The sequence below is a fragment of the Jiangella muralis genome (assembly GCF_001270745.1).
Classification (GTDB): Bacteria; Actinomycetota; Actinomycetes; order Jiangellales; family Jiangellaceae; genus Jiangella; species Jiangella muralis.
This window is the reverse complement of the sequence record NZ_LFXL01000039.1, coordinates 1-21,888: the sequence shown is the minus strand read 5'-3', so window position 1 is coordinate 21,888 and position 21,888 is coordinate 1. Positions and strand designations below refer to the sequence as shown.

The 21,888-nt window shown below is 71.2% G+C and carries 18 protein-coding genes; 11 read left to right on the top strand and 7 right to left on the bottom strand.

The genetic code is table 11. The features are described 5' to 3' along the window. Nucleotides 1-385: 385 nt before the first annotated feature. Genes trxA through ACW62_RS27420 form a run of 3 tightly spaced genes read right to left on the bottom strand, consistent with a single transcriptional unit; the run spans nucleotide 386 to nucleotide 2,286 of the window. The gene (gene trxA, locus ACW62_RS27430) at nucleotides 386-709 is read right to left on the bottom strand and encodes a thioredoxin (protein WP_053207307.1); all 324 of its coding nucleotides are present in this window, start codon (nucleotides 707-709) and stop codon (nucleotides 386-388) included. Continuing rightward, entirely contained in the window at nucleotides 706-1,077 is a 372-nt protein-coding gene (locus ACW62_RS27425; RefSeq protein WP_053207306.1) for a MerR family transcriptional regulator, read from the bottom strand. Before ACW62_RS27425 ends, trxA begins: the two co-directional genes overlap by 4 nt. A 45-nt stretch (nucleotides 1,078-1,122) precedes the next feature. Then, on the bottom strand, nucleotides 1,123-2,286 hold the full coding sequence (locus tag ACW62_RS27420) for an ROK family transcriptional regulator (RefSeq protein WP_053207305.1): 1,164 nt from the start codon (nucleotides 2,284-2,286) through the stop codon (nucleotides 1,123-1,125). Between the two features lie 494 nt (nucleotides 2,287-2,780). Here ACW62_RS27420 and ACW62_RS33450 point away from each other — a divergent pair, with 494 nt between their 5' ends. From ACW62_RS33450 to ACW62_RS27385, 6 genes are all read left to right on the top strand, one after another. After that, the gene (locus tag ACW62_RS33450; RefSeq protein ID WP_205629648.1) at nucleotides 2,781-7,262 is read left to right on the top strand and encodes a 3-keto-alpha-glucoside-1,2-lyase-like domain-containing protein; all 4,482 of its coding nucleotides are present in this window, start codon (nucleotides 2,781-2,783) and stop codon (nucleotides 7,260-7,262) included. Nucleotides 7,263-7,356: 94 nt separating this feature from the next. Continuing rightward, the gene (locus tag ACW62_RS27405; RefSeq protein ID WP_053207304.1) at nucleotides 7,357-8,679 is read left to right on the top strand and encodes an ABC transporter substrate-binding protein; all 1,323 of its coding nucleotides are present in this window, start codon (nucleotides 7,357-7,359) and stop codon (nucleotides 8,677-8,679) included. 8 nt (nucleotides 8,680-8,687) lie between these two features. Continuing rightward, nucleotides 8,688-9,647, top strand: coding sequence for a carbohydrate ABC transporter permease (locus tag ACW62_RS27400; RefSeq protein WP_083460225.1), 960 nt, complete (start codon nucleotides 8,688-8,690; stop codon nucleotides 9,645-9,647). Continuing rightward, entirely contained in the window at nucleotides 9,644-10,531 is an 888-nt protein-coding gene (locus ACW62_RS27395; RefSeq protein WP_053207303.1) for a carbohydrate ABC transporter permease, read from the top strand. The genes ACW62_RS27400 and ACW62_RS27395 overlap by 4 nt, the downstream gene beginning before the upstream one ends. Next, a complete protein-coding gene (locus ACW62_RS27390; protein WP_053207302.1) occupies nucleotides 10,528-11,523 on the top strand; it encodes a Gfo/Idh/MocA family protein in 996 nt (331 codons plus the stop codon). Before ACW62_RS27395 ends, ACW62_RS27390 begins: the two co-directional genes overlap by 4 nt. Then, nucleotides 11,520-12,503, top strand: coding sequence for a Gfo/Idh/MocA family protein (locus tag ACW62_RS27385; protein WP_053207301.1), 984 nt, complete (start codon nucleotides 11,520-11,522; stop codon nucleotides 12,501-12,503). The genes ACW62_RS27390 and ACW62_RS27385 overlap by 4 nt, the downstream gene beginning before the upstream one ends. 4 nt (nucleotides 12,504-12,507) lie before the next feature. Here ACW62_RS27385 and ACW62_RS27380 read toward each other — a convergent pair whose 3' ends face one another. From ACW62_RS27380 to ACW62_RS27365, 4 genes are all read right to left on the bottom strand, one after another. Next, on the bottom strand, nucleotides 12,508-12,837 hold the full coding sequence (locus ACW62_RS27380) for a hypothetical protein (protein ID WP_053207300.1): 330 nt from the start codon (nucleotides 12,835-12,837) through the stop codon (nucleotides 12,508-12,510). A 462-nt stretch (nucleotides 12,838-13,299) separates the two neighbouring features. Beyond that, nucleotides 13,300-14,037: a hypothetical protein gene (locus tag ACW62_RS27375; protein WP_053207299.1), complete on the bottom strand. Its 738-nt coding sequence runs from the start codon at nucleotides 14,035-14,037 to the stop codon at nucleotides 13,300-13,302. A 3-nt stretch (nucleotides 14,038-14,040) separates the two neighbouring features. Then, on the bottom strand, nucleotides 14,041-16,044 hold the full coding sequence (locus ACW62_RS27370; RefSeq protein ID WP_169792137.1) for an ABC transporter ATP-binding protein: 2,004 nt from the start codon (nucleotides 16,042-16,044) through the stop codon (nucleotides 14,041-14,043). Further along, the gene (locus ACW62_RS27365) at nucleotides 16,044-17,213 is read right to left on the bottom strand and encodes a nucleotidyltransferase domain-containing protein (RefSeq protein WP_053207298.1); all 1,170 of its coding nucleotides are present in this window, start codon (nucleotides 17,211-17,213) and stop codon (nucleotides 16,044-16,046) included. Before ACW62_RS27365 ends, ACW62_RS27370 begins: the two co-directional genes overlap by 1 nt. Nucleotides 17,214-17,324: 111 nt before the next feature. On the opposite strand from ACW62_RS27365, the gene ACW62_RS27360 reads away from it, so the two are divergent. The 5 genes from ACW62_RS27360 (at nucleotide 17,325) to ACW62_RS27340 (ending at nucleotide 21,658) form a co-directional block, all read left to right on the top strand. Next, nucleotides 17,325-17,852: a YdcF family protein gene (locus ACW62_RS27360; protein ID WP_157575018.1), complete on the top strand. Its 528-nt coding sequence runs from the start codon at nucleotides 17,325-17,327 to the stop codon at nucleotides 17,850-17,852. Nucleotides 17,853-17,969: 117 nt separating this feature from the next. Beyond that, nucleotides 17,970-18,992 carry an NAD-dependent epimerase/dehydratase family protein gene (locus ACW62_RS27355; protein ID WP_240477436.1) on the top strand — a complete coding sequence of 341 codons (1,023 nt, stop codon included), beginning with the start codon at nucleotides 17,970-17,972 and terminating at the stop codon, nucleotides 18,990-18,992. After that, the gene (locus tag ACW62_RS27350; RefSeq protein WP_053207295.1) at nucleotides 18,989-20,230 is read left to right on the top strand and encodes a class I SAM-dependent methyltransferase; all 1,242 of its coding nucleotides are present in this window, start codon (nucleotides 18,989-18,991) and stop codon (nucleotides 20,228-20,230) included. Before ACW62_RS27355 ends, ACW62_RS27350 begins: the two co-directional genes overlap by 4 nt. Nucleotides 20,231-20,237: 7 nt before the next feature. Beyond that, nucleotides 20,238-21,020 carry a sugar phosphate nucleotidyltransferase gene (locus ACW62_RS27345; RefSeq protein WP_053207294.1) on the top strand — a complete coding sequence of 261 codons (783 nt, stop codon included), beginning with the start codon at nucleotides 20,238-20,240 and terminating at the stop codon, nucleotides 21,018-21,020. Continuing rightward, on the top strand, nucleotides 21,020-21,658 hold the full coding sequence (locus tag ACW62_RS27340; protein WP_053207369.1) for a PIG-L deacetylase family protein: 639 nt from the start codon (nucleotides 21,020-21,022) through the stop codon (nucleotides 21,656-21,658). The genes ACW62_RS27345 and ACW62_RS27340 overlap by 1 nt, the downstream gene beginning before the upstream one ends. Nucleotides 21,659-21,888: the final 230 nt, after the last annotated feature.

Sequence of the window (21,888 nt, the reverse complement as noted above, 5' to 3'; positions counted from 1 at the left end):
CGCGAGTGACGTCGACGGCCTGGGACGTCTTCGATGGCCAGAATCGTCCAACGGCGCCCGGAACACGACTCCCGCCATCGAAGACGGCTCCGGGAGTCGAGGACAAACCCAACGGTGCACCGGCACGAACGGCCAACAGACATCGGCCAGGCGAACGGTGCACCCGGGGCGGGCCTCTGCCCGCACTTCCCGCGTCCCCCTGATAGCGCCCGGGGCCGCGGTGCCGCGGGTCAAGCGGTCATCGCCGCGCGAAGCGCCGTTGGGCTCCGCTTGAGGCGCGGTCCGCGGCTGAGAAAATGGGCAGCAGGGGGACGGCCCACTGCCGCAAAGCGGCGCACTGCGGGACAACGGCGAACCGTCCACCCGACCAAACGGACTCACTCAGCTAGCGCGAGAGCGCGTCCTCCAGCTCCTTCAGCAGCCGGGCCTTCGGCCGCGCCCCGACCAGCGCCTGCACCGGCTCGCCGTCGACGAACAGCATGAGGGTGGGCAGGGACATGACGCGGTATCGTGCGCCGACCTCGGGGTGCTCGTCGTTGTTGATCTTGCGGATGGCGACGGTGCCCTCGAGCTCACCGGCCAACTGGTCCAGCATGGGCGCGATCATGTGACACGGCGGGCACCATTCGGCCCAGAAGTCGACCAGCACGGGAAGGTCGCTGCGCAGCACCTCGTGGTCGAACGTCTCGGTGGTGACGGTGAGCGTCATGCGTGGTCTCCCTGCTGCCGTGCCTGGGCGTCGTCGAGCTTGGCCTGGATGCCGGCGCGGATCGCCGTCAGGCGGTCGAGGTAGCCGTCGACCTCGGCGAGCTTGCGCCGGTACGTCTCGATCGAGTCCGCGCAGGAGTCGCCGGAGGCGTGCCCGGAGCGCAGGCACTCCACGAACGGACGGGTGTCGTCGAGGCTGAAGCCGATGTCCTGCAGCGTCTGGATCTCGGTGACCAGCCGCAGGTCGTCCTCGTCGTACTCGCGATAGCCGTTGGGGGCGCGTTGCGCCATCAGCAGGCCCTGTGACTCGTAGAACCGCAGCGCCCGGGTGGTGGTGCCGGCGCGTTGCGCGAGGTCGCCGATTCGCATGCCTCGACGGTAATCCTTGACGCGCGCGTCAAGGCAAGGCAGCCGTCACGGGTGCTCGGCCGCCGACGTCGCGTAGACGTCGAGCAGGCGCCGTTCGGCGTCGGCGAGGGCGAGCCGCACGGCGCCGAGCGCGACCGCGTCGTCACCGAGCCGGGACAGCTCCAGCCGCGGCTGCACGAGCGCGCGCCGGCTCAGGTGGCGTCGCAGCCCGGCCAGGATCGTGTCGCCGGCCAGCGTGATGCTGCCGCCGATCACGACCAGTTCGGGATCGATGGCGGAGACGAAGGAGGCGAGGCCGCGGGCCAGCCTGGCGCAGGCCTCGTCGATCGCCTGCAGCGCCCGCGGATCACCACCGGCGGCCGCGACGAGGACGGCGGCGGCGTCGGGACTCTCGTCGTCGCCGAGGCTGCGCGCGCGTTGCAGGATCCACGCCGTCCCGACGGCGGACTCCAGCGGGCCGAGCCCGTCCGCCTGCGTCCCCTGCGGCTCCTCCTCGAGTTCGAGGAACCCGATCTCGCCGGCCGCCCCATGGGCACCGCGATGTACCTGTCCCTCCATCAGCACGGCCGCGCCGATCCGGGCGCCCCACTGCACGAGGATCAGGTTCTCGGCGTTGCCGCCGCTGCCGTTCCACCGCTCGGCCATCACCGCGAGGTTGACGTCGTTCTCGACCCGCACGGGGCAGTCGAGGCTCTGCCGGATCAGGCTGCCGAGCTCGAGCGAGCTCCATCCGGGCACGGACGGCGCCTGGACGACGGCGCCGCGTTGGTCGTCGACGATGCCGGGCGTGCCGATGCCCACCGCCGCGAGGTCCGGCAGCCGCACCGGCACCGTGGCGAGCGCCTTGCGCATCGTCGACTCGACCTGGTCGAGCAGTTGCGCGTGGGTGCTCGCCACGGCGACGTCGTGACGCGCGTGCGCGACGACGGTCCCGCTGAGGTCGGCGACGGCGCAGTAGATCCGGTGTGGTCCGACGTCGATGCCGAGGACGTGCCTGGCGTCGGCGCGGAATCTGAGCACGCGCGCGGGTCGGCCCATGCGCGGCGCGTCGATCTCGGGCGCCTCGGTCTCCTCGACCCAGCCGTCGGCCATCAGCGTCGACACCGCCGCGGTGACCGTGGGGCGGGACAGGCCGGTCGCCCGGACGAGTTCGGTGACGCGGGCAGTGCCCGCGGCGCGGATGGCGGCGAGGACCGCCGCGCAGTTCATGAGACGTAGGACCTGTGGGCCGCTTCCATGTCCGAGTTGTGTCACAGCCACCCCTTGACACCGACGTGTCGTACCAACATAGTGATCTTACGTTACATAGTGAGGAAGGCTTCCTTACTAAGTCTAGGCACGGTCCAACGCGAGCCATCAGGCGTGCGGCGGGGCGGCCAGCGACAGCGCGGCGCGACTCCGGAGACGCGCGGCGCCCCGTCGGCTCGGGCACACCCGACCACACCTGCGTTCTCGCCTGACGAGCACACCCGTTGCGTTACCGACCGGCATCGGTGCCAGCGGTCGACCGCCCGCGTTCCGGATGCGATTCCGCGGAATCCGGATCACGGGGAGCAGCACGTCTTCCATCTGGAAGTCATGACGGCGACCAGCGAATCAACACGGCGCTATTTCACATCGACCGGTACCCCGCCCGGGAGGATGCCATGTTGGGCAAGCGATCCGCAGCGTTACTACTTTTCCTGGCTCTGTTGATGTCAGTCATGGTCAGTGCCCCGGCCGCCGCGCAGCCGGCCGGGGCTGCCGAGAACCCCGACGCGACGTTCGCCGAACTGTCGGCGGCCGACCAGTTCGAGAAGGTGCCGGTGGCACCCGGGATCTCGCAGCCGATGAACATGGACATCGCCGACGACGGCCGGGTGTACATGACCAGCCGCGACGGCGTCATCCGCGTGTATCACCCAGGCATGGGGCACGTGGGCGTGGTGGCGGAACTGGACGTCTTCGACGACCACCCGCTGCCGCAGAACCCCGACTTCGAAGGGTCGAAGAACCAGGAGGGCGGCCTGCTGGGCCTGGCCCTGGACCCGGACTTCGAGACGAACGGCTGGATGTACGTGTACTACACCAGCCGCGCCGAGAACGCGCACTACCTGTCCCGGTTCCACGTCGAGGGCGACCAGCTCGACGTCGCATCCGAGATCGTCATGCTGAAGGTTCCGTACAACAAGACGAACTGCTGCCACGTCGCCGGTGACGTCGACTTCGACTCCGCCGGCAACCTGTACCTGAGCACCGGCGACGAGTCGCCGCCGGACCTCAACCAGCAGTACTCGCCGCTCGACAGCCGCCCGACGCACTGGTACAACGACGACCGCCGGACCTCCGGCAACACGAACGACCTGCGCGGCAAGGTCCTGCGCATCACCCCGCAGCCGGACGGCACGTACACCATTCCGGACGGGAACCTGTTCACCGGCGACGAGGACGGCGGCGGCAAGACCCGGGCGGAGATCTTCGCCATGGGGTTCCGCAACCCGTTCCGCATCTCGCTCGACCCCGCGACCGACCGGCTGCACATCGGCAACTACGGCCCGGACCGGCTGGGCGAGTGGACCGAGCGCGGCCCGTGGGGCTTCGACCAGTACATGGCGACGTCCGAGGCGGCCAACTTCGGGTACCCGTTCTGCATCGGGAACAACTACCCGTACCGGCCGTGGGACTACGCGACCAACCAGCCGCTCGGTGACTTCTACGACTGCGAGAACGGCCCGGTCAACGACTCGCCGAACAACACCGGGCTGGACCAGCTCCCGCCGGTGACGCCGGCGACGATCTACTACCCGCGCAGCTGGGCGGGCTGGCCCGAGTCGTGGGTCGGCTGGCCGGCGCAGGAGATCAACCCGATCCCGGAGCCGTTCCTCAACATGGGCTCCGGCGCGGGTGGCCCGATGTCGGGCCCGGTCTACCGCTACGACGCGGCGCTGCAGTCCGACACCAAGTTCCCCGAGCACTACGACGGGCGCTGGTTCCTGCTCGACTTCCACCGCGGCCACGTGAAGACGGTCTCGCTGGATGCGAACGAGCAGGTCGAGGCGATCGACGACTTCATGCCCGGCCAGACCTGGTCCGGCCTGATGGACGGCGAGTTCGGCCCGGACGGTTCGCTGTACGTGCTGGAGGGCGGCTCGTTCGGGGACAACCCGAACGCCGGCCTGTACCGGGTCGACTATGTGCCCGACACCGGTCCCGGGCAGTGCGTGACCGACGACTTCGCTGGTACCGAGCTGGACCGCGAGCTGTGGCCGACGATCGTGCGCGAGAACGCGGCCGGCTACCGGCAGACCGACGGCGCCCTCGAGATCGACATGCTGCAGGGCGACATGATCAGCAACCACCTGAGCGGCAACATCAACACCACCGCGCAGAACATGATCATGACTCCGGTGCCCGACGGGCGCTGGGAGGCCAAGGTCACCGTCGACCTACCGGCGGAGTCGGTCAGTCACGACCAGGCCGGGTTCATCATCTACTCCGACGACCAGAACTTCACCAAGGCGGCCTACTTCCCGCCGTACGGCACCGCGGTCAATGGGCGGATGGAGTACCTCTTCCACCAGAACGGAGAGATCCGCTATCAGGGCGGGGTCGACAACCCCACCATCACCGATGCGCCGCGGACGCTGCACCTCCGGTTGAGCGGTGACGGTGAGAACGTGCGGGCTGCCTACTCCCTCGACGGCGTGACCTGGGTCAACGTCGGGCGACCGGCGCCGATCTCGCAGTACGAGGCGCCCCAGTTCGGCTTCTTCGCCGCCCATGGTCCGAGCGAGATCACGACCCCGCTGACCGCGACGTTCTCCGACTACTCGCTGTGCGTCCCGGAGGAGCCCGCGTGTGCCGCCCCGGCGGTCGACGACGGGTACCGGCCGCTGTGGGACGGCGCCACGCTGACCGGCTGGAACCAGTCCGGGCCGGGCGGGTTCGCCGTCGTCCCGGACGGGGAGCGGGCCGGCTCGTGTGCTCTCGAGTCGATCGGCGATCCGGCCGGCTTGGGGATGTTGTGGCACGAGGAGGAGTTCGAGTCCTACCGGCTGCATCTCGACTTCAAGGCCGTGGCCGTGGACGACAACTCCGGTGTGTTCTTCGGGTTCCCCGACCCCGGTGACGACCCGTTCGTCGCGGTGCGCGAGGGCTACGAGATCCAGATCGACGACACCGGCGGCTCGCCGGGTGCCCAGGACAAGTCCAAGACCGGTTCGATCTACACGTTCCAGGCGCCGACGTCGTTCCCGACCGTCGCCGGCCAGTGGAACGAGATGGAGATCGAGGTCGAGGACCCGATGGTCCGGGTCTGGATCAACGACGTGCTGGTCAACGAGTACGAGAATCCGGCGGGATCCGGGCGCGACCTCGCCTCCGGCTTCGTCGGCATTCAGAACAACCGGGTGTCGGACAACGTGTTCTACCGCGACATCTGGATCAAGGAGCTCGGCGACACCCAGTGCCCCGAGCCGGAGACGCCGCCGGCGGGCTTCGTGCCGCTGTACGACGGCGAGACGCTGGACGGCTGGACCATGGCCGGTCCGGGCGGCTTCGAGATCGACGAGTGCGGGCTGCTCGAGCCGCACGGCGGCATGGGCCTGCTCTGGTACGACCAGAAGACGTTCTCCGACTACGTGATGCGGGTCGACTTCCGGGTCAAGGCGCCGACCGACAACTCCGGCGTGTTCCTCCGCTTCCCCGACCCGCAGGGCGACCCCGGCCGGCCGGTGAACGAGGGCCACGAGGTGCAGATCTACGACGCCACCGACAACCCGAATACCCGGACCGGCGCGATCTACAACTTCGCACCGGCCGACCCCTTGGCCACCAAACCCATCGGCGAGTGGAACACGATGGAGATGGAGGTGATCGGCCAGGAGTACCGCGTCACGCTCAACGGCGTCGAGGTCACCAACTTCACCGGCGACGGCACCCGCCCCCTGGAGGGTTACGTCGGTCTGCAGAACCACTCGTCGGGCCAGGCGGCCGGTGAGAGCGTGGAGTTCCGCAACGTCTGGATCAAGGAGGTCGAGGACGAGCTGACGGTCGACGCGTCGCTGACGCCGCCCGAGCCCGACGGCGCCAACGGCTGGTACGTCTCGCCGGTCACGCTCGGCCTCGAGTCCAACAACGCGGACGCAGAGCTGTTCTGGCGGCCGCGGACGGACGAGACGGAATGGCGCACCTGGACCGAGCCGGTGCCGTTCGACGCCGACGGCGTCTACAACATCGACTACAAGGCGGTGGTGCCCGGCAGCGGCGGCGAGCCGACTGAGAAGGAGATCCTCGTCGGCTCGGGCGGTTTCGGATTCAGCGAGACCGACTTCAGCGTGGCGCAGGGCGACACCGTCAAGTTCCAGTTGGTCCCCGGGTACGCACACGACGTCGTGATCACCGACGAGAACGGTGCGGTGCTGGCGTCCCGTCCGCTCGGCGACGACTGGGTCGACGACCCGTTCTTCTACGACGCGGCCGAGGTCGGCACGTACTACGTGTACTGCACGCCGCACTCCAACCGGCCCAACCCGGCCGATCCCACGACCTGGGCCGGGATGGTCGCGAAGTTCGAGGTGACGCCGTCCACCGGCCAGCCGCCGGTGGAGACCGGGATCGAGGAGATCGAGTTCCTCATCGACCAGACGGCGCCCACCAGCACGGCGTCGCTGGCCGGCGAGCAGTCCGGCTACGTCTACACCGGCCCGGTGACGGTGACCCTGAACGGGCAGGACGCCACGTCCGGTGTCGCCGCGACGCAGTACCGGATGGCCGGCACGGAGGAGCCGGTGGCCTACACCGAGCCGATCACCGTCACCGAGCCCGGCGACCACGCCGTCGAGTTCCGGTCGACGGACGTGGCCGGTCACACCGAGGACTGGCAGACGGTCGAGTTCACCATCGGCGACGGCGACCCGGGCGACTGCCCGGAGCCGGACCCGCGGGAGACCGTCATGATCGGCGACCTCGACAGCGGCGTACCCAGCTACGTCCTCGACGGCGGATGCACGGTCAACGACCTCATCCTCGACGACGGCGAGTGGGCCAGCCACGGCGCCTTCGTGCGGCACGCCGGGGAGGTGACCAGCCAGCTGGTGACCGACGGCGTGCTCACCGCCAGGGAGCGCCGCGACATCCTCAACACCGCCGCCCGCAGCGACGTCGGACGCGCGGCATCCACCCGGATGTCGTGGTCCATGTCCTGACCATCGCTGACAGCCGACGTCCGGCGCCGGCCCGCCAGTCGCGGGCCGGCGCCGGCGCCGGACCCTCAACCCCTCGAACATCACGGGAGATCTCATGTCGAACCGACTCGGCTGGCTGGCGCCGGTCGTGGGCGCCGCCCTGGTGCTCGCCGCCTGCGGCGAGAGCGCCGATCCACGAGAGGACACCGACGCCGCCGGCGGCGGTGACGACGGCGGCAGCAGCGGCGGCCAGGTCACGCTGGTCATGGAGAGCTGGCGCAACGACGACCTCGCCATCTGGGAGGACGTCATCCTGCCCGCGTTCCACGAGCAGCACCCGAACATCCAGGTCACCTTCCAGCCGACGGCGCCGGACGAGTACGACGCCGCGCTCGACGCCAAGCTCTCCGGCGGCACGGCGGGCGACCTGATCACCTGCCGGCCGTTCGACGTGTCCCTGCGCCTCTTCGAGGAGGGCCACCTCGCCTCGCTCACCGACCTGCCGGGCATGGAGGAGTTCGGCGACGTCGCCCGGGCCGCGTGGTCGACCGACGACGGGTCGGAGGCGTTCTGCGTCCCGATGGCGTCGGTGATCCACGGGTTCCTCTACAACACGGCGGCGTTCGACGAGCTCGGCCTCACGCCGCCGGAGACGGAGGAGCAGTTCCACGAGCTGCTCGGCGCGATCGCCGCCGACGGCACCTATGCCCCGCTGGTGATGGGCAGCGCCGACCAGTGGGAGGCGGCGACCATGGGCCTGCAGAACATCGGCCCGAACTACTGGAACGGCGAGGAGGGCCGGCAGGCGCTCATCGACGGCGCCCAGCGGTTCGACGACGAGCAGTACGTCGCCGCCTTCACCGAGCTCGCGTCGTGGGCGGAGTACCTGCCCAGCGGCTACGAGTCGTTGACCTACCCCGACGCGCAGAACCTGTTCACCCTCGGCCGTGGGGCGATCTTCCCCGCCGGTTCCTGGGAGATCGCGCTCTTCAACGAGCAGGCGGACTTCGAGATGGGCGCGTTCGCCCCGCCGCTGCCGGAGGGCCAGGACACCTGTTACATCAGCGACCACACCGACATCGGCATCGGCATGAACGCGGCCACCGAGCATCCGGAGGAGGTCAGGACGTTCCTGGAGTGGACCACTTCGGCCGAGTTCGCCGACCTGTACGCCAACGCGCTGCCGGGGTTCTTCCCGATGTCCGATCACGACGTCGAGGTCGACGACCCGCTGGCGCAGGAGTTCCTCAGCTGGCGCGACGACTGCGAGTCGACCATCCGGAACTCGTACCAGATCCTCTCGCGCGGTGAGCCCAACCTGGAGAACCAGCTGTGGGACCTCAGCGCGCAGATCCTCAACGGCACCGTCCAGCCGGCCGATGCCGCGGCCCAGGCCCAGTCGGGCCTGGAGCGCTGGTACGAGCCGCAGCAGCGGTAGGAGCACGCATGACCTCGGCGCCACCCGAGGGGATCGGCATCGACGCCACGGCCGCGAGCGAACCGGCCGTGGCGCCGGCGCCCGCCGCCCGCCCGCGTCGCCGGTTCCGCACCCACGTGTTCGTGTTCATCGCGCCGGCGGCGGCGATCTACACGATCTTCATGGTCTACCCGCTGCTCGACTCGCTGCGGCTGAGCCTGTACGCGCCGGTCGACGGCGTCCAGACGTTCGTCGGGCTGGACAACTTCGTCCACCTGCTCTCCGACGACCTGCTCTCCGACGCGTTCTGGAACGCGGTGTGGAACAACCTGGTGTTCTTCGCCGTGCACTTCTTCGTCCAGAACCCGATCGGGCTGCTGCTCGCGGCGCTGCTGGCCGCGCCCACGCTGAAGGGCCGGTCGACCTACCGCACGCTGCTGTTCCTCCCGACGACGCTGAGCGTGGTCATCGTCGGGTTCATCTGGCAGCTGATCATCAGCCCGGTGTGGGGGTTCGTCGAGACCCCGCTGCTCGGGCAGTCGAGCACCGCCCTGGTGACGCTCGCGCTGATGTCGGTGTGGCAGTACATCGGCATCCCGATGATCCTCTTCTACGCCGTCCTCATCAGCATCCCGGACGAGCTGATCGAGGCGGCGACGGTCGACGGCGCCGGCGCGTGGTCGACGTTCTGGCGGGTCAAGTTCCCGCTGATCCTGCCCACCGTCGGCATCGTCTCCGTCATCACCTACGTGGCGAACATGAACGCCTTCGACCTGATCTACACCGTCAAGGGCGCCCTGGCCGGTCCGGACTTCGCCTCGGACATCATGGGGACGCTGTTCTTCCGCACCTTCTTCGGCTTCCAGCTCCAGCAGGGCTCCAGCACCATGGGCGCCACGGTCGCCACCATGATGTTCCTGCTCATCCTGGCCGGCGTGCTGGCGTACTTCTTCGGCTGGCAGCGGCGCATCCAGAGCTACCAGCTATGAGGAGCCCCGAGTTGACCGCTGTGAGCACCCCACCCGTGGCGTCGCGGACGGGCCGGACCTGGCGGGCGCGGGCCGGTGTGGCCGTCCCGCACCTCATCCTGATCGCCTACGTCGTCGTGGCGTGCGGGCCGATCGCGCTGATCGTCATGAACGCGTTCAAGTCCCGTCAGGCGATCTTCGAGGAGCCGTTCGCCTTCCCGACGCCGTCGACGTTGGACCTCGGCGGCTTCGAGACGGTCTTCACCCGGGCCCGGTTCGAGCTGTACTTCCTCAACAGTTTCATCGTCACCGTCAGCACGGTGGTCCTGGTGCTGCTGCTCGGGTCGATGGCCGCGTTCGCCCTGGCCGAGTACCGGTTCACCGGCATCACGCTCGTGTCGATCTACCTGGCGGTGGGGATCATGATCCCGATCCGGCTCGGGACGGTCGGCATCCTCGACCTCATGGTCCGGCTGAACCTGGTGAACTCGCTGGCCGGACTGGTGCTGGTGTACACGGCGATGGGGTTGCCACTGGCCGTGTTCGTGCTGACCGCGTTCTTCAAACAGGTGCCCGGTGACCTGAAGGACGCGGCCCGCATCGACGGTGCGAGCGAGTACCGGGTGTACTCGCTGGCGCTGCCGCTGGTGCGACCCGGGTTGGCGGCCATCGGCGTGTACACCATGCTGCCGATCTGGAACGACCTGTGGTTCCCGCTGATCCTCACGCCCGGAGAGGGGGTCCGCACCGTCACGCTCGGCACCCAGCTGTTCCTCGGGCAGTTCGTCAGCGACTGGAACGCCGTGCTCGCGGTGCTGACGCTGGCGGCGCTGCCGATGCTGGCGCTGTTCATCATCTTCTCGCGGCAGTTCGTCCGCGGCCTGACGTCGGGAGCGATCAAGTGAGCCGGACGCGCATCGGCATCGTCGGGGCCGGCTTCATGGGGTCGGTCCACGCGGCGGCGTGGGCGGCCTGCCCGGACGCCCGGCTGACCGCGCTCGTCGGCGGGTCCGGCGGCGCACCCACGCGGCTGGCGGACGAGTACGGCATGCGGGTCTGCGCCGGCCTGGACGAGCTGCTCGACCAGGTCGACGTGGTCGACGTCTGCGTCCCCACCGACCGGCACCACGAGGTCACCGTCCGGGCCGCCCGCGCCGGACGCGCCGTCGTCTGCGAGAAGCCGCTGGCCCGGACGCCCGCCGAGGCGGCGGACATGATCGCGGTGTGCCGGGAGGCCGGTGTCCCGCTGCTGCCCGCGCACGTCGTGCGGTTCTTCCCCGAGTACGCGGCGGCCAAGGCGGCGGTCGACGCCGGCGCGATCGGCGAACCGGCCGTGGTCCGGCTGACCCGGGCGTCGTTCCAGCCACCGGGTGGCTGGTACCTCGACGAGGCCCGCTCGGGCGGGCTGCACTTCGACCTGATGGTGCACGACCTCGACTACGCCCGCTGGGTCGCCGGCGAGGTCGTGGGCGTGCACGCGCGCAGCGTCCGGGCCGCCCGTCCGGACGCCGGCACGGACCACGTCCTGGCCATCCTGCGGCACGCGCCGGGCGCGATCAGCCACGTCGAGGCCTCGTGGGCGCACCCGCCGCCGACGTTTCGCACCCGGGCCGAGATCGCCGGGACCGGCGGCCTGCTCGAACTCGACTCCGACCGCAGCGCGCCGGTGCGCCCGAACCTGCGGGCCGTGGCCGGCGCCGGGGCGATGCCGCTGCCGTCCAGCCCGCTCGCCGAGTCGCCCTACACGACCCAGTTGCGGCACTTCCTCGACGTCGTCCGCGGCGCCGCGGCGCCGATCGTGACCGCCGACGACGCACTCGCCGCGGTGCGCATCGCGACGGCGGTCGGGGAGTCGATCGCCACCGGCCGGCCCGCGGACGTGGAGGTGGCCGCATGAGAGTCGGGTTCCTGTCGACCGCTCACGTGCACGTCGACGCCTACGTCGAGAACGTCCGGGCCGCCGGGGCCGAGGCGGCCGGCGTCACCGACGACGACACCGGGCGCGGCACCCGGTGGGCGGACGCGCACGCCGTGCCGTGGTTCGCCTCGCCGGAGCGGCTGCTGGACACCGTCGACGCGGTCGTCGTCGGGTCGGAGACGGTGCACCACCGCCGCCTGGTCGAGCAGGCGGCGGCGGCCGGCGTCGCCGTCCTCTGCGAGAAGCCACTCGCCACCAACGACGACGACGCCCGCGCCATCGTCGACGTGTGCGCCGCGGCGGGCGTGCCGCTGATGACGGCGTTCCCCATGCGGTTCAGCCCGCCGCTGCGCGAGTCCGCGGCGCTGCTCGCCGACGGCGCGCTCGGCCAGGTCTACGCGTGCACCGGCACGAACCAGAGCGTGCTGCCCACGAGCCACGGCGCCTGGTTCGCCGACCCCGTGCTGGCCGGCGGCGGCGCCGTCATGGACCACGTGGTCCATCTGGCCGACGTCCTGCGCTGGTACCTGGGCCAGGACCCGGTCGAGGTGTACGCGGCCACCAACCGGGTGCTGCACCGCGACACCGTCGCCGTCGAGACCGGTGCGCTGGTGATGCTCGGCTACCCCGGCGGCGTGTTCGCGACCATCGACTCCAGCTGGAGCCGGCCGGAGGGGTATCCGACCTGGGGCGGGCTCACCCTCGAGCTGGTCGGCGAGCACGGCACGATCGCGGTCGACGCCTTCAGCCAGCACCTCACCGTCCACAGCACGCCGCCCGGGCGGCTGGACTGGCCGATGTGGGGATCGGACGCCAACCAGGCCATGATCGAGGAGTTCCTCGACGCGGCCCGCCACCGGCGCCGTCCGGCCGTCACCGGTGAGGACGGGCTGGCGGCGACCCGGGTCGCGCTGGCGGCCCGTCGGTCCGCCGCCGGCGGCGCACCGGTCGTGCTGTAGCCGCCTACGCGGTCTGCTGGGCGGCGGTGGCGCAGCGGGCCTTGCCGTTGAGCACGGTGAACCCGGTCGGGTGGGCGCTCGCCGTGGGCTCGGGCTCGGGCGGCGGGTCGATCCAGCGGACCTCTGTGAGGCCGCCGTGGCCGTGGATGCGCTGGATGTCGTCGATGTCGTCGTAGACGGCGACCGACTGGACGTCCGAGCAACACCAGGCCAGGGTGACGCGGCCGGTGGGGTACTGCGTGCCGTAGGCGACGAGGCCGGTTCCGGAGACTCCGGTGACGTCGTAGCGGCGGTGCAGGCCGAAGCGGCGCGGAAGTTGAGCGGGCTGGCTCACGTGACTCGTTCCCCGTTTCGTTGATCAGGCGTGGCGGCCGGGACCTGGCTGGTCCGACCGGCCGCCACGCCGGCCTGTGGTGCGCGGTCGACAGCCGCTCGGCGCACCCCGATCGCCATGGGCCGTCCCCTCGCACTCTGCTGAAGATGTCACCAGAGTGACACTCCCCACACGATCATGCGGCGTCACCGCCCGACGTGTGACACGTTGAAACATCGGGAGCCACGAGACGCGCGGGAAGTCCGGCATTCGCGATATCTCACCCCGTTCTGGTGTAATGACGCCGATCTTCGCGGGCCCGCTGATTCACTGATCGAAACCGGCGCTGGTCTGCGCTGATGAGCGACGGTGTGCGCCGCGGCCGGTGCCGGGGCACCCGGCTGCCGATCGCCTCCGGCGTCCCCTCGTCGTGCTGCAGGCCGCTCTCGTGACATCGGGCCGGCGACTGTGACACGGGCGGTGTCAGCGGGCATGCCGCCCGGACGAGCGTCGGGGGAGCACCAGCCAGACGCCGAGGGTGATGAGCCCGCCGAGCAGCAGCACGCCGAGGATCACGAGGCCGGCCGGTGGCCGCGGGAAAGCGAGCTGTGCGACGAACCCTGCGAGGCCCACCACCGACAGCAGCCACCAACGATCGGGGCCGAATCCGGCGCCGGGCGTGTGCGCCGCCCAGCCGCCGCGACGGCCGCGAACGCCGGTGACGACGGCGGAGAGGCTCGGCCCGGCGATCATCAGGGCCACGCCGAGCGACGCCGCCCAGGTGTTCCGGGGATGCTCCTCCGACTCGAGCGTCGCGCCGGACGGCAGCCGCAACCAGGCGGCGTCCATGCCGGCGAAGACGACCGTCACGCGCATCCCGGGCCGTAGCTCGCCGAGATCATCCTGGCGGCGGAACTCCATGTACAGACGATCCGTGTCCTCGGCCGAGGGCAGCGACCCGGCAACCGTGAGCAGCCACGTCGGGGTGGTGTCCACGCTGCGCCCACCACTCCAGGACTCCTCCTCGGCGATCGCCTCGCGCTCGGTCAGGCAGCGGCCGGCGAAGTCGCGTTCGCAGGGCCGCAGGTCGCCGAGGCTGCCGAGCTGAACCAGCGACCAGACGCCCAGGCCGGCCGCGAACAGCGCGATCAGCAGTCCGAGCGTGCCGAGCAACACCAGGAAGACGGGCCGGTCGAGGGCTCGGCGCAGCGCGTCGCCCACGGGTCAGCGCGATGCTTCGGGGGAGAGGTAGGCGGCCGCCTGCAGACGGAACAGCTCGGCGTAGTGGCCGTCGCGGGCCATCAGCTCGTCGTGCGAGCCGTGCTCCGTCACCCGGCCGCCGTCCAGGACGTAGATGCGGTCGGCCGTGCGGACCGTGGAGAAGCGGTGCGAGATGAACAAGACCGTCCGGCCGCCGAGCAGGTCGCGCAGCGACTGAAACAGCGCGTGTTCAGCCCGCGGGTCCAGCGACGCCGACGGCTCGTCGAGGATGACGAACGGGGCGTCGCGGAAGAACGCCCGGGCCAGCGCGACCCGCTGCCACTGACCCAGCGAGAGGTCGCGGCCGCCCTTGAACATCCGCGACAGCGCGGTGTCCCAGCCCTGCGGGAGATCCTGGATGACACCGGCGATGCCGGCCCGGCGGGCGGCCGCCGCGATGGCGTCGATCTCGTCCATGCGGTCGGCGTCGCCCAGGCCGACGTTCTCGCGTGCGGACAGGTGGTAGCGGACGAAGTCCTGGAAGACGACGGCAACCGACCGGCGCAGGCTCGGCCGCGAGTAGGTCGCGACGTCGACGCCGTCCCAGCGGATCGCGCCGCCGTCCGGTTCGTACAGCGCCGCCAGCAGCTTGGCCAGCGTCGTCTTGCCGGAGCCGTTCTCGCCGACCAGCGCCACCATCTCGCCCGCGTTCAGCCGGATCGACACGTCGTCCAGCGCCGGCGCCGTGCTGCCCGGGTAGGTGAAGCTGAGGCTGTCGGCGTGCAGGGCGCCGAACGACGCCGGCGCCGGCGCGCCCGCCTCGGCCTGCTCCGCCACCGGCCGCATCGCCACGAACCGGTCGAGGTCGTCGAGGAACAGTCCCGACTCGAAGATCTGCTGGGCGCCCTTGAACAGGGCGCCGACCTGGGTGGCCAGCAGCCGGATCGCGACGATCGCCGCGCCGGCCTCGGCCAGCGTGACCCGGCCCTGGCCGACCAGCCAGACCAACGCCAGCAGCGTCGCGGCGAGGAACGCGGCCGAGGCGAGGTTGCCGGCCACGGACAGCCGGGTGCGGCGGCGCAGGTGCACCCGCAGGTCGTCGGTGTACGCCGAGTAGACGGCGTCGAAGCGGGCCCGCAGCGCGCCGGTCAGCCCGTACGCGCGCACCTCCTTCGCCTCGTCGCGGCCGGTCTGCACCATGCCGAGGTACTGACGCAGCCGCAGCCGCGGCGTCTGCGCGACGGCGAAGTCGAACTCCAGCCGGCTCTCGCGGCGGGTGCTGAAGAACAGCGGGACGCCGGCCAGCAGCAGGATCGGCAGTAGCGCCGGCTCGAAGCTGACGATCGCGATCGACAGCCCGATACAACCGGCCAGCCCGCCGACCAGCCCGACCAGGCCCTGGGTGAGCTGGTACGGCCGGCTCAGCGCGTTGGTCTGCACCCGCTGCAGCCGGTCGTAGAACTCCGGCGACTCGAACGCCCGCAGCCCCACCGCCCCGGCGACGTCCAGCAGCTGCTGCCAGGTGGAGCGCAGCACCAGTTCGGACAGCAGCCGCTGCTGGTTGGTCTGGATCGCCGCCGCCACCGCCACCATCGCCGAGATGGTGGCCAGCAGCACGACGGGCAGTACGACCGGCCCGACCCCGCCGCCGTCGCCGACCACCAGGATCGCGTCGAGCACCGCCTTGACGATCAGCACCTGTGCCGCGATGACGGCCGCGCCGAACAACTGCAGCACCGTCGTGACGACGAACGCTCGCCGGTCCGCGGCCCAGGTGAGCCGGATGCTGTGCTTGACCAGCGCGCGCAGCCGGCTCACCGACCGGCGCTGCCGCCGCGCGGTCGCCGCGAGGTCGACGTAGTCGTCGCTGGCCGGTGCTTCGTCGTCCGGAGCCTGGGCCGGGACGTCGTCGTCCACAGGCGGCAACTGCGCGCCGCCGGACCCGGGCCGGGGCGGTGCGCTGTCGTGCACCGGGCGTCGCGCCGCTCGCGCCCGGTCGCCGGACCGCCCGGCCGCGTGCCGCGCCATCAGGTCACCGCCCGCGCGTGCGCCTCGACGGCGTCCAGGTACGCGGCCAGCGCCGCCGCGTCGGCCGGTTCACGCTCCGCGGCGTCCTCGGCCCGCCCGCCCGGCCGCAACCGCTCGCCGACGCCGCGCAGCCCGCGCCGCCCGATCGCCGACAGCGTCCGCCCGCCGCTGGATCGCGCCGACCGGGCCACCAGCCGCGGCAGCGACGCCTCCTGCGTCAGTGCCGACACCGGCCGGAACCGGTCGACGGCGCCGGTGACCAGTCGCAGCCCGGCCGAGACGCCGAGCCGGCGGTCGAGGTCGCGAGGCAGCGGCGTGCCCAGCAGCGCCCGGGACCGGGCCAGCACGATCGCCAGGGCCGGCGCCGCGCCCCAGCCGGCCGCCCGCCGGGCGACCTCGTCCCAGTCGTCCACCTGACGGGCCAGCTGGTCGGCGTCGAGCAGCCAGAGCATCTTGTGCGCGCCGGTGAGCGCGGCGTGCAGGCACACGTGGATCAGCGAGTCCGCGAGGTCGAGCGTCCACGTCGCGGCGCCGCCGACCGGCCGGCTGACCCGGCGGTCCAGCAGCTCGCCGGTGTCGACGGTGAACTGGCGCCGGGTCTGCTGCATGTTGATCAGCGACCAGTGCAGGTCGACCAGCACGCCCCGCGGGCTGACCAGGTGCATCTCGCCGGGGGTCTGGACGTTGCAGAGCATGTCGCGGAAGTCGATGACCTGCCAGTCCGCGGCCATCAGCAGCTCGACCGCGGTGCGCAGCCGCCGCGGCGGCACCAGCACGTCGACGTCGGTGTAGGAGCGGAGCCCGGGCGCGGGATGGGCGTGCTCGGACAGCACCGGTCCCTTGAACGTCACCCACGGCAGCTCGCCGAGCGTGCGGCCGAGATCGTCCAGCACGACGGAGGCGGTGAGGTGACGGATCATCGCGGCGTCGCGGTCGGCCTTCAGCAAGGCGGCGACGGCCGGGTCGGGCTCGCGCAGCAGCACGTGGGCGAGCGGCGCCACCCGGTGATGGCGCACGGCGGTGACGAACGCGTCGCGCACCGCGTCGTTGCCGGCCAGCACCGGCGCCTTGGCACGGCAGACCTCGACCACCGCGGCCGAGATGGCGGCACGGTGGCGCGCGGACGCGGTGTTCGTCGAAACGGTCGAGGCGTCGACCGACCCCGCCATGTGGCCCCCCACGGCTCAGCCCGCCGGGTCGAACCCCCTCGCGCCCGGTGGATTGACTCATGGTAGACCGCACTCGACATTCGGGACAGTCGACGCCGTACGATCGCTCTCGTGCGCTGGCCTGGGGGGAAGCCGCGCCGCCTCCTGGTGGTGGGCACGCTGTTGCTGCTCGCGGTGATCGCCGTCGAGCTGCGGCTGTTCGTGTTCCCGCCCGCCGACACACCGTCGCGGGCCGACGCCGTCGTGATCCTGGGCGGTCCCGGCGACCGGCTGGGCCGCGGCTGGGACCTCGCCCGCGACGACGTCGCGCCGGTCGTCGTCACGTTCGTGCCGGACCCGCGGCTGTGCGAGCCGCTGGACGACGACCCGGAGGAGATCTGCCTGACGCCGGAGCCGTCGACGACCCGCGGCGAGGCGCGCATGGTGGCCGAGCTGGCCCGCGAGCGGGGCTGGGACCACCTGGTGGTCGTGACGGCGGCCAGCCAGGCCGAACGCGCCCGCATCCGGCTGGAGCGCTGCTTCGACGGCGACCTCGACCTGGTGACGGTGCGCGAGGACGGGCTGGCCCAGCAGGTCTACCGGGTGCTCTACGAGAACATCGCGATGATCAAGGCGCTGGCCTTCCAACGCGACTGCTGATCTCCGGCTCGACGTGTCCCGACCTGCCCGGTAGTCTCCTTTCGAGGTGTATTCCGGGCGGGGGGCTCGGAACGCCGCAACGGGCCTTCGTGCCTGGGGGGCAATATGCGTGTGCTCGTGACGGGCGACCGTGGCTACATCGGCGCCGTCCTGGTTCCCTTCCTCCGCCGCCACGGTCACGATGTCGTGGGGCTCGACGCCGGCTGGTACGACGGCTGCGACTTCGGGACGTTCGACCCGGGCGAGTCGAGGTCCGGCGACGTCCGCGACGTGATGACCGACGACCTCGCGGGCTTCGACGCGGTGATCCACCTGGCCGCCATCTCGAACGACCCGATCGGGCACCTGAACCCGGACGCGACGCTGGCGGTCAACGCCTCCGCGCCGGTGTACCTGGCCCGCACCGCCAAGCAGGCCGGCGTCGCGCGGTTCCTGTTCTCGTCGTCCTGCTCGCTGTACGGCGCCGCCGGCAGCGCGCCGGTGGCCGAGGACGCGCCGTTCAACCCCGTCACGCCGTACGGCGAGAGCAAGGTCGTCGCCGAGGCGCAGCTGTCCGAGCTGGCCGGCGACGACTTCAGCCCGACGTACCTGCGCAACGCCACGGCGTACGGCTCGTCGCCGCGGCTGCGCGCGGACATCGTCGTCAACAACCTCACCGGCACCGCACACACCCGCGGCGAGGTGCGGCTGCAGAGCGACGGCACCCCGTGGCGCCCGCTGGTGCACATCGAGGACATCTCGCGGGCGTTCCTCGCCGCGCTCGAGGCGCCGCGCGAGATCGTCCACGACCAGGCGTTCAACGTCGGCCGCGACGAGGACGTCATGCAGATCCGCGACATCGCCGAGCAGGTCTCCGAGATCGTCGGCGTGCCGGTGACGTTCGCCAAGGACGCCGGGCCGGACCAGCGCGACTACCGCGTCGACTTCTCCAAGATCCACGAGCTGCTGCCGGCCTTCGCGCCGCGGTGGACGGTCCCCGACGGCATCCGCGAGCTGTCCGCCGACTTCGGCCGCATCGGCATCACCGCCGACGACTTCGAGGGCGCCCGGTACGTGCGGCTGGCCCGGGTCCGCGAGCTGATCGACGCCGGCCGGCTGGACGCCGAGCTGCGCCTGCGGGTCGAGCAGGTGGCGCGATGAGCCTCCCGGCCTGCCGGCTCTGCGGCACTGAGCTCACCCACACGTTCGTCGACCTCGGCATGTCCCCGCCGTGCGAGGCGATCCTCGAGGCCGGCCAGCTCGACCGCGGCGAGACGTTCTACCCGCTGCACGTCCGGGTCTGCGAGCAGTGCCTGCTGGTGCAGCTGCCGGCGTACATCCCGGCCGAGGAGATCTTCACGCACTACGCGTACTTCTCCTCCTACAGCGACTCGTGGGTCGCGCACGCCAAGACGTTCGTCGACGGCGCCGCCGACCGGCTCGGGCTCGGGCGCGGCTCCTTCGTCGTCGAGGTGGCCAGCAACGACGGCTACCTGCTGCAGCACGTGGTGGCCCGCGGCATCCGCTGCCTGGGCATCGAGCCGGCCGCGAACGTCGCGCAGGCGGCGCTGGACAAGGGCATCCCGACCGAGGTGCGCTTCCTCGGCGAGACCACCGGCGCCGAGGTGGCGGCGGCCAACGGCCGGGCCGATCTCGTCGTCGCGAACAACGTGTTCGCGCACGTGCCCGACATCGTCGACTTCGCGAAGGGGCTGCGGGCGCTGGTGGCCGACGACGGCTACGTCAGCATCGAGATCCCGCACCTGCTGCGGCTGGTCGAGGGCCGCGAGTACGACACCATCTACCACGAGCACTACTCCTACCTGTCGCTACTGACGACACAGCGGGTGCTGGCGGCCGCCGGGCTCACCGTCGTCGACGTCGACGAACTGCCGACGCACGGCGGCTCGCTGCGCACGTGGTCGACGCCGGCCGAGAACGCGGGCGCGCCCAGCGCCGCCGTCGCGAAGGTGCTCGCCGACGAGGCCGCCGCCGGGCTGCACACGCTGGCGGGCCACGCCGGCTTCAGCGTCGCCGTCGCCGACGTCCGCAACGACCTCGTCGAGTTCCTCGTCGAGTGCTCCCGCAAGGGCGCGAAGGTGGCCGGGTACGGCGCGCCAGGCAAGGGCAACACGCTGCTCAACCACTGCGGGATCCGGTCGGACCTGCTCGCGTTCACCGTCGACCGCAACCCGTTCAAGCACGGGAAGTTCCTGCCCGGCACGCACATCCCGGTGCACCCGGTCGAGCGGCTGGCCGAGGAGAAGCCGGACTACGTGCTGATCCTGCCGTGGAACCTGCGCACCGAGATCGCGGCGCAGCTGGAGTACGTGCGCGAGTGGGGCGGGCAGCTGGTGGTCGCGTTGCCGTCACTGGAGATCGTCCACCCCGGGAGGTGACCCGACGATGAAGGTCGTGCTGTTCTGCGGCGGGTACGGCATGCGCATGCGCAGCGGCCAGGACACCGCGCCGAAGCCGATGATGACCGTCGGCGACCGGCCGGTCCTGTGGCACGTCATGCGCTACTACGCGCACTTCGGCCACACCGAGTTCATCCTGTGCCTCGGATACGGCGCGCAGTCGGTGAAGGACTACTTCCTCGACTACCGCGAGACCGCGTCGAACGACTTCGTGCTCAGTGCCGGCGGCAGCAGGGTCGAGCTGCTGAGCTCGGACATCAGCGACTGGCGCATCACGTTCGCCGACACCGGCATGGACTCCGAGATCGGTGAGCGGCTGCGCCGGGTGCGGCACCATCTCGACGGCGACGAGGTGTTCCTCGCCAACTACGGCGACGTGCTCACCGACGCCCCGATGGACTCGATCGTCGACCGTTTCCTCGCCACCGACGACGTCGGGAGCATGCTCACGGTCCGGCCGCACCACTCGTTCCACGTCGTCGACGTCGACGACGATTCCAAGATCGTCGGGTTCCTGCCGGCCGAGGACATGGACGTGCGCATCAACGGCGGCTTCTTCGTGCTGCGTCAGAGCATCTTCGACTACCTCGAGCCCGGCGACGACCTGGTGATGCACGGGTGCGCCCGGGCCGCCAAGGACGGGCGGATGCTGGCCGTCCCGTACGACGGGTTCTGGGCGCCGATGGACACGCTGAAGGAGCGGACGATGCTGGACGACCTGCACAAGCGGGGCGCGGCGCCCTGGGAGCTCTGGCGGACCGCGCCGTGATGCCGCTGGTGCTGCCGCCCGGCGAGCTGGAGGTGCTGTGCCTCGGCGCGCACCCGGACGACATCGAGATCGGCTGCGGCGGCACCCTGCTGACCCTGGCGACCGCCCGTGACGTGCGGGCCACCGCTCTCGTCCTCACCGGCGCCGGCGAGCGGCGCGACGAGGCGCTGAAGGCGACCGGGCGGTTCCTGCCCGGCGCCGCCGTCGACGTCCGGGTCGGCGGCCTGCGCGACGGCCGGCTCCCGGCCGCCTGGGACGACGTCAAGGACACCCTGGAGGACGCCGCGCGCTCGCTGCGCCGCCCGGACGTCATCTTCGCACCGCGCCGCGACGACGCCCACCAGGACCACCGGCTGATCGCCGAGCTGGTCCCCACCGTCTGGCGCGACGCGCTGGTGCTCGGCTACGAGATCCCCAAGTGGGACGGCGACCTCGGCCCCGTCAGCCACTACGTGCCACTCCCTGCCGAGGTGGCCCGCCGCAAGGTCGACCTGCTGGACGACTGCTTCCCGTCCCAGGCCGACCGCGACTGGTGGGACGAGGAGCTGTTCCTCGGCCTGCTCCGGCTCCGCGGCATGGAGTGCCGCAGCCGCTACGCCGAAGCGTTCACCGTCGCGAAGGCGACGCTGGTCTTCTGATTCCGCCGCACCCGGCACTCGACCATGATCATCAACCTTCTGTGTCGTGATGACGACACAGAAGGTTGATGATCATGGAATGGGTCGCTGCGGGAGCCGGGTGAGCGGCTCGCCCCGGCGGGCGAACGTGGTCTGGGTGACCCGCAGTGCCGGCGCGCCGCTCCATGATCTCTCTGTCAAGATCCGGTGTGCCGGGTCCTGCTCGACGGGGCGGGTGCCGGTGTGAGTAC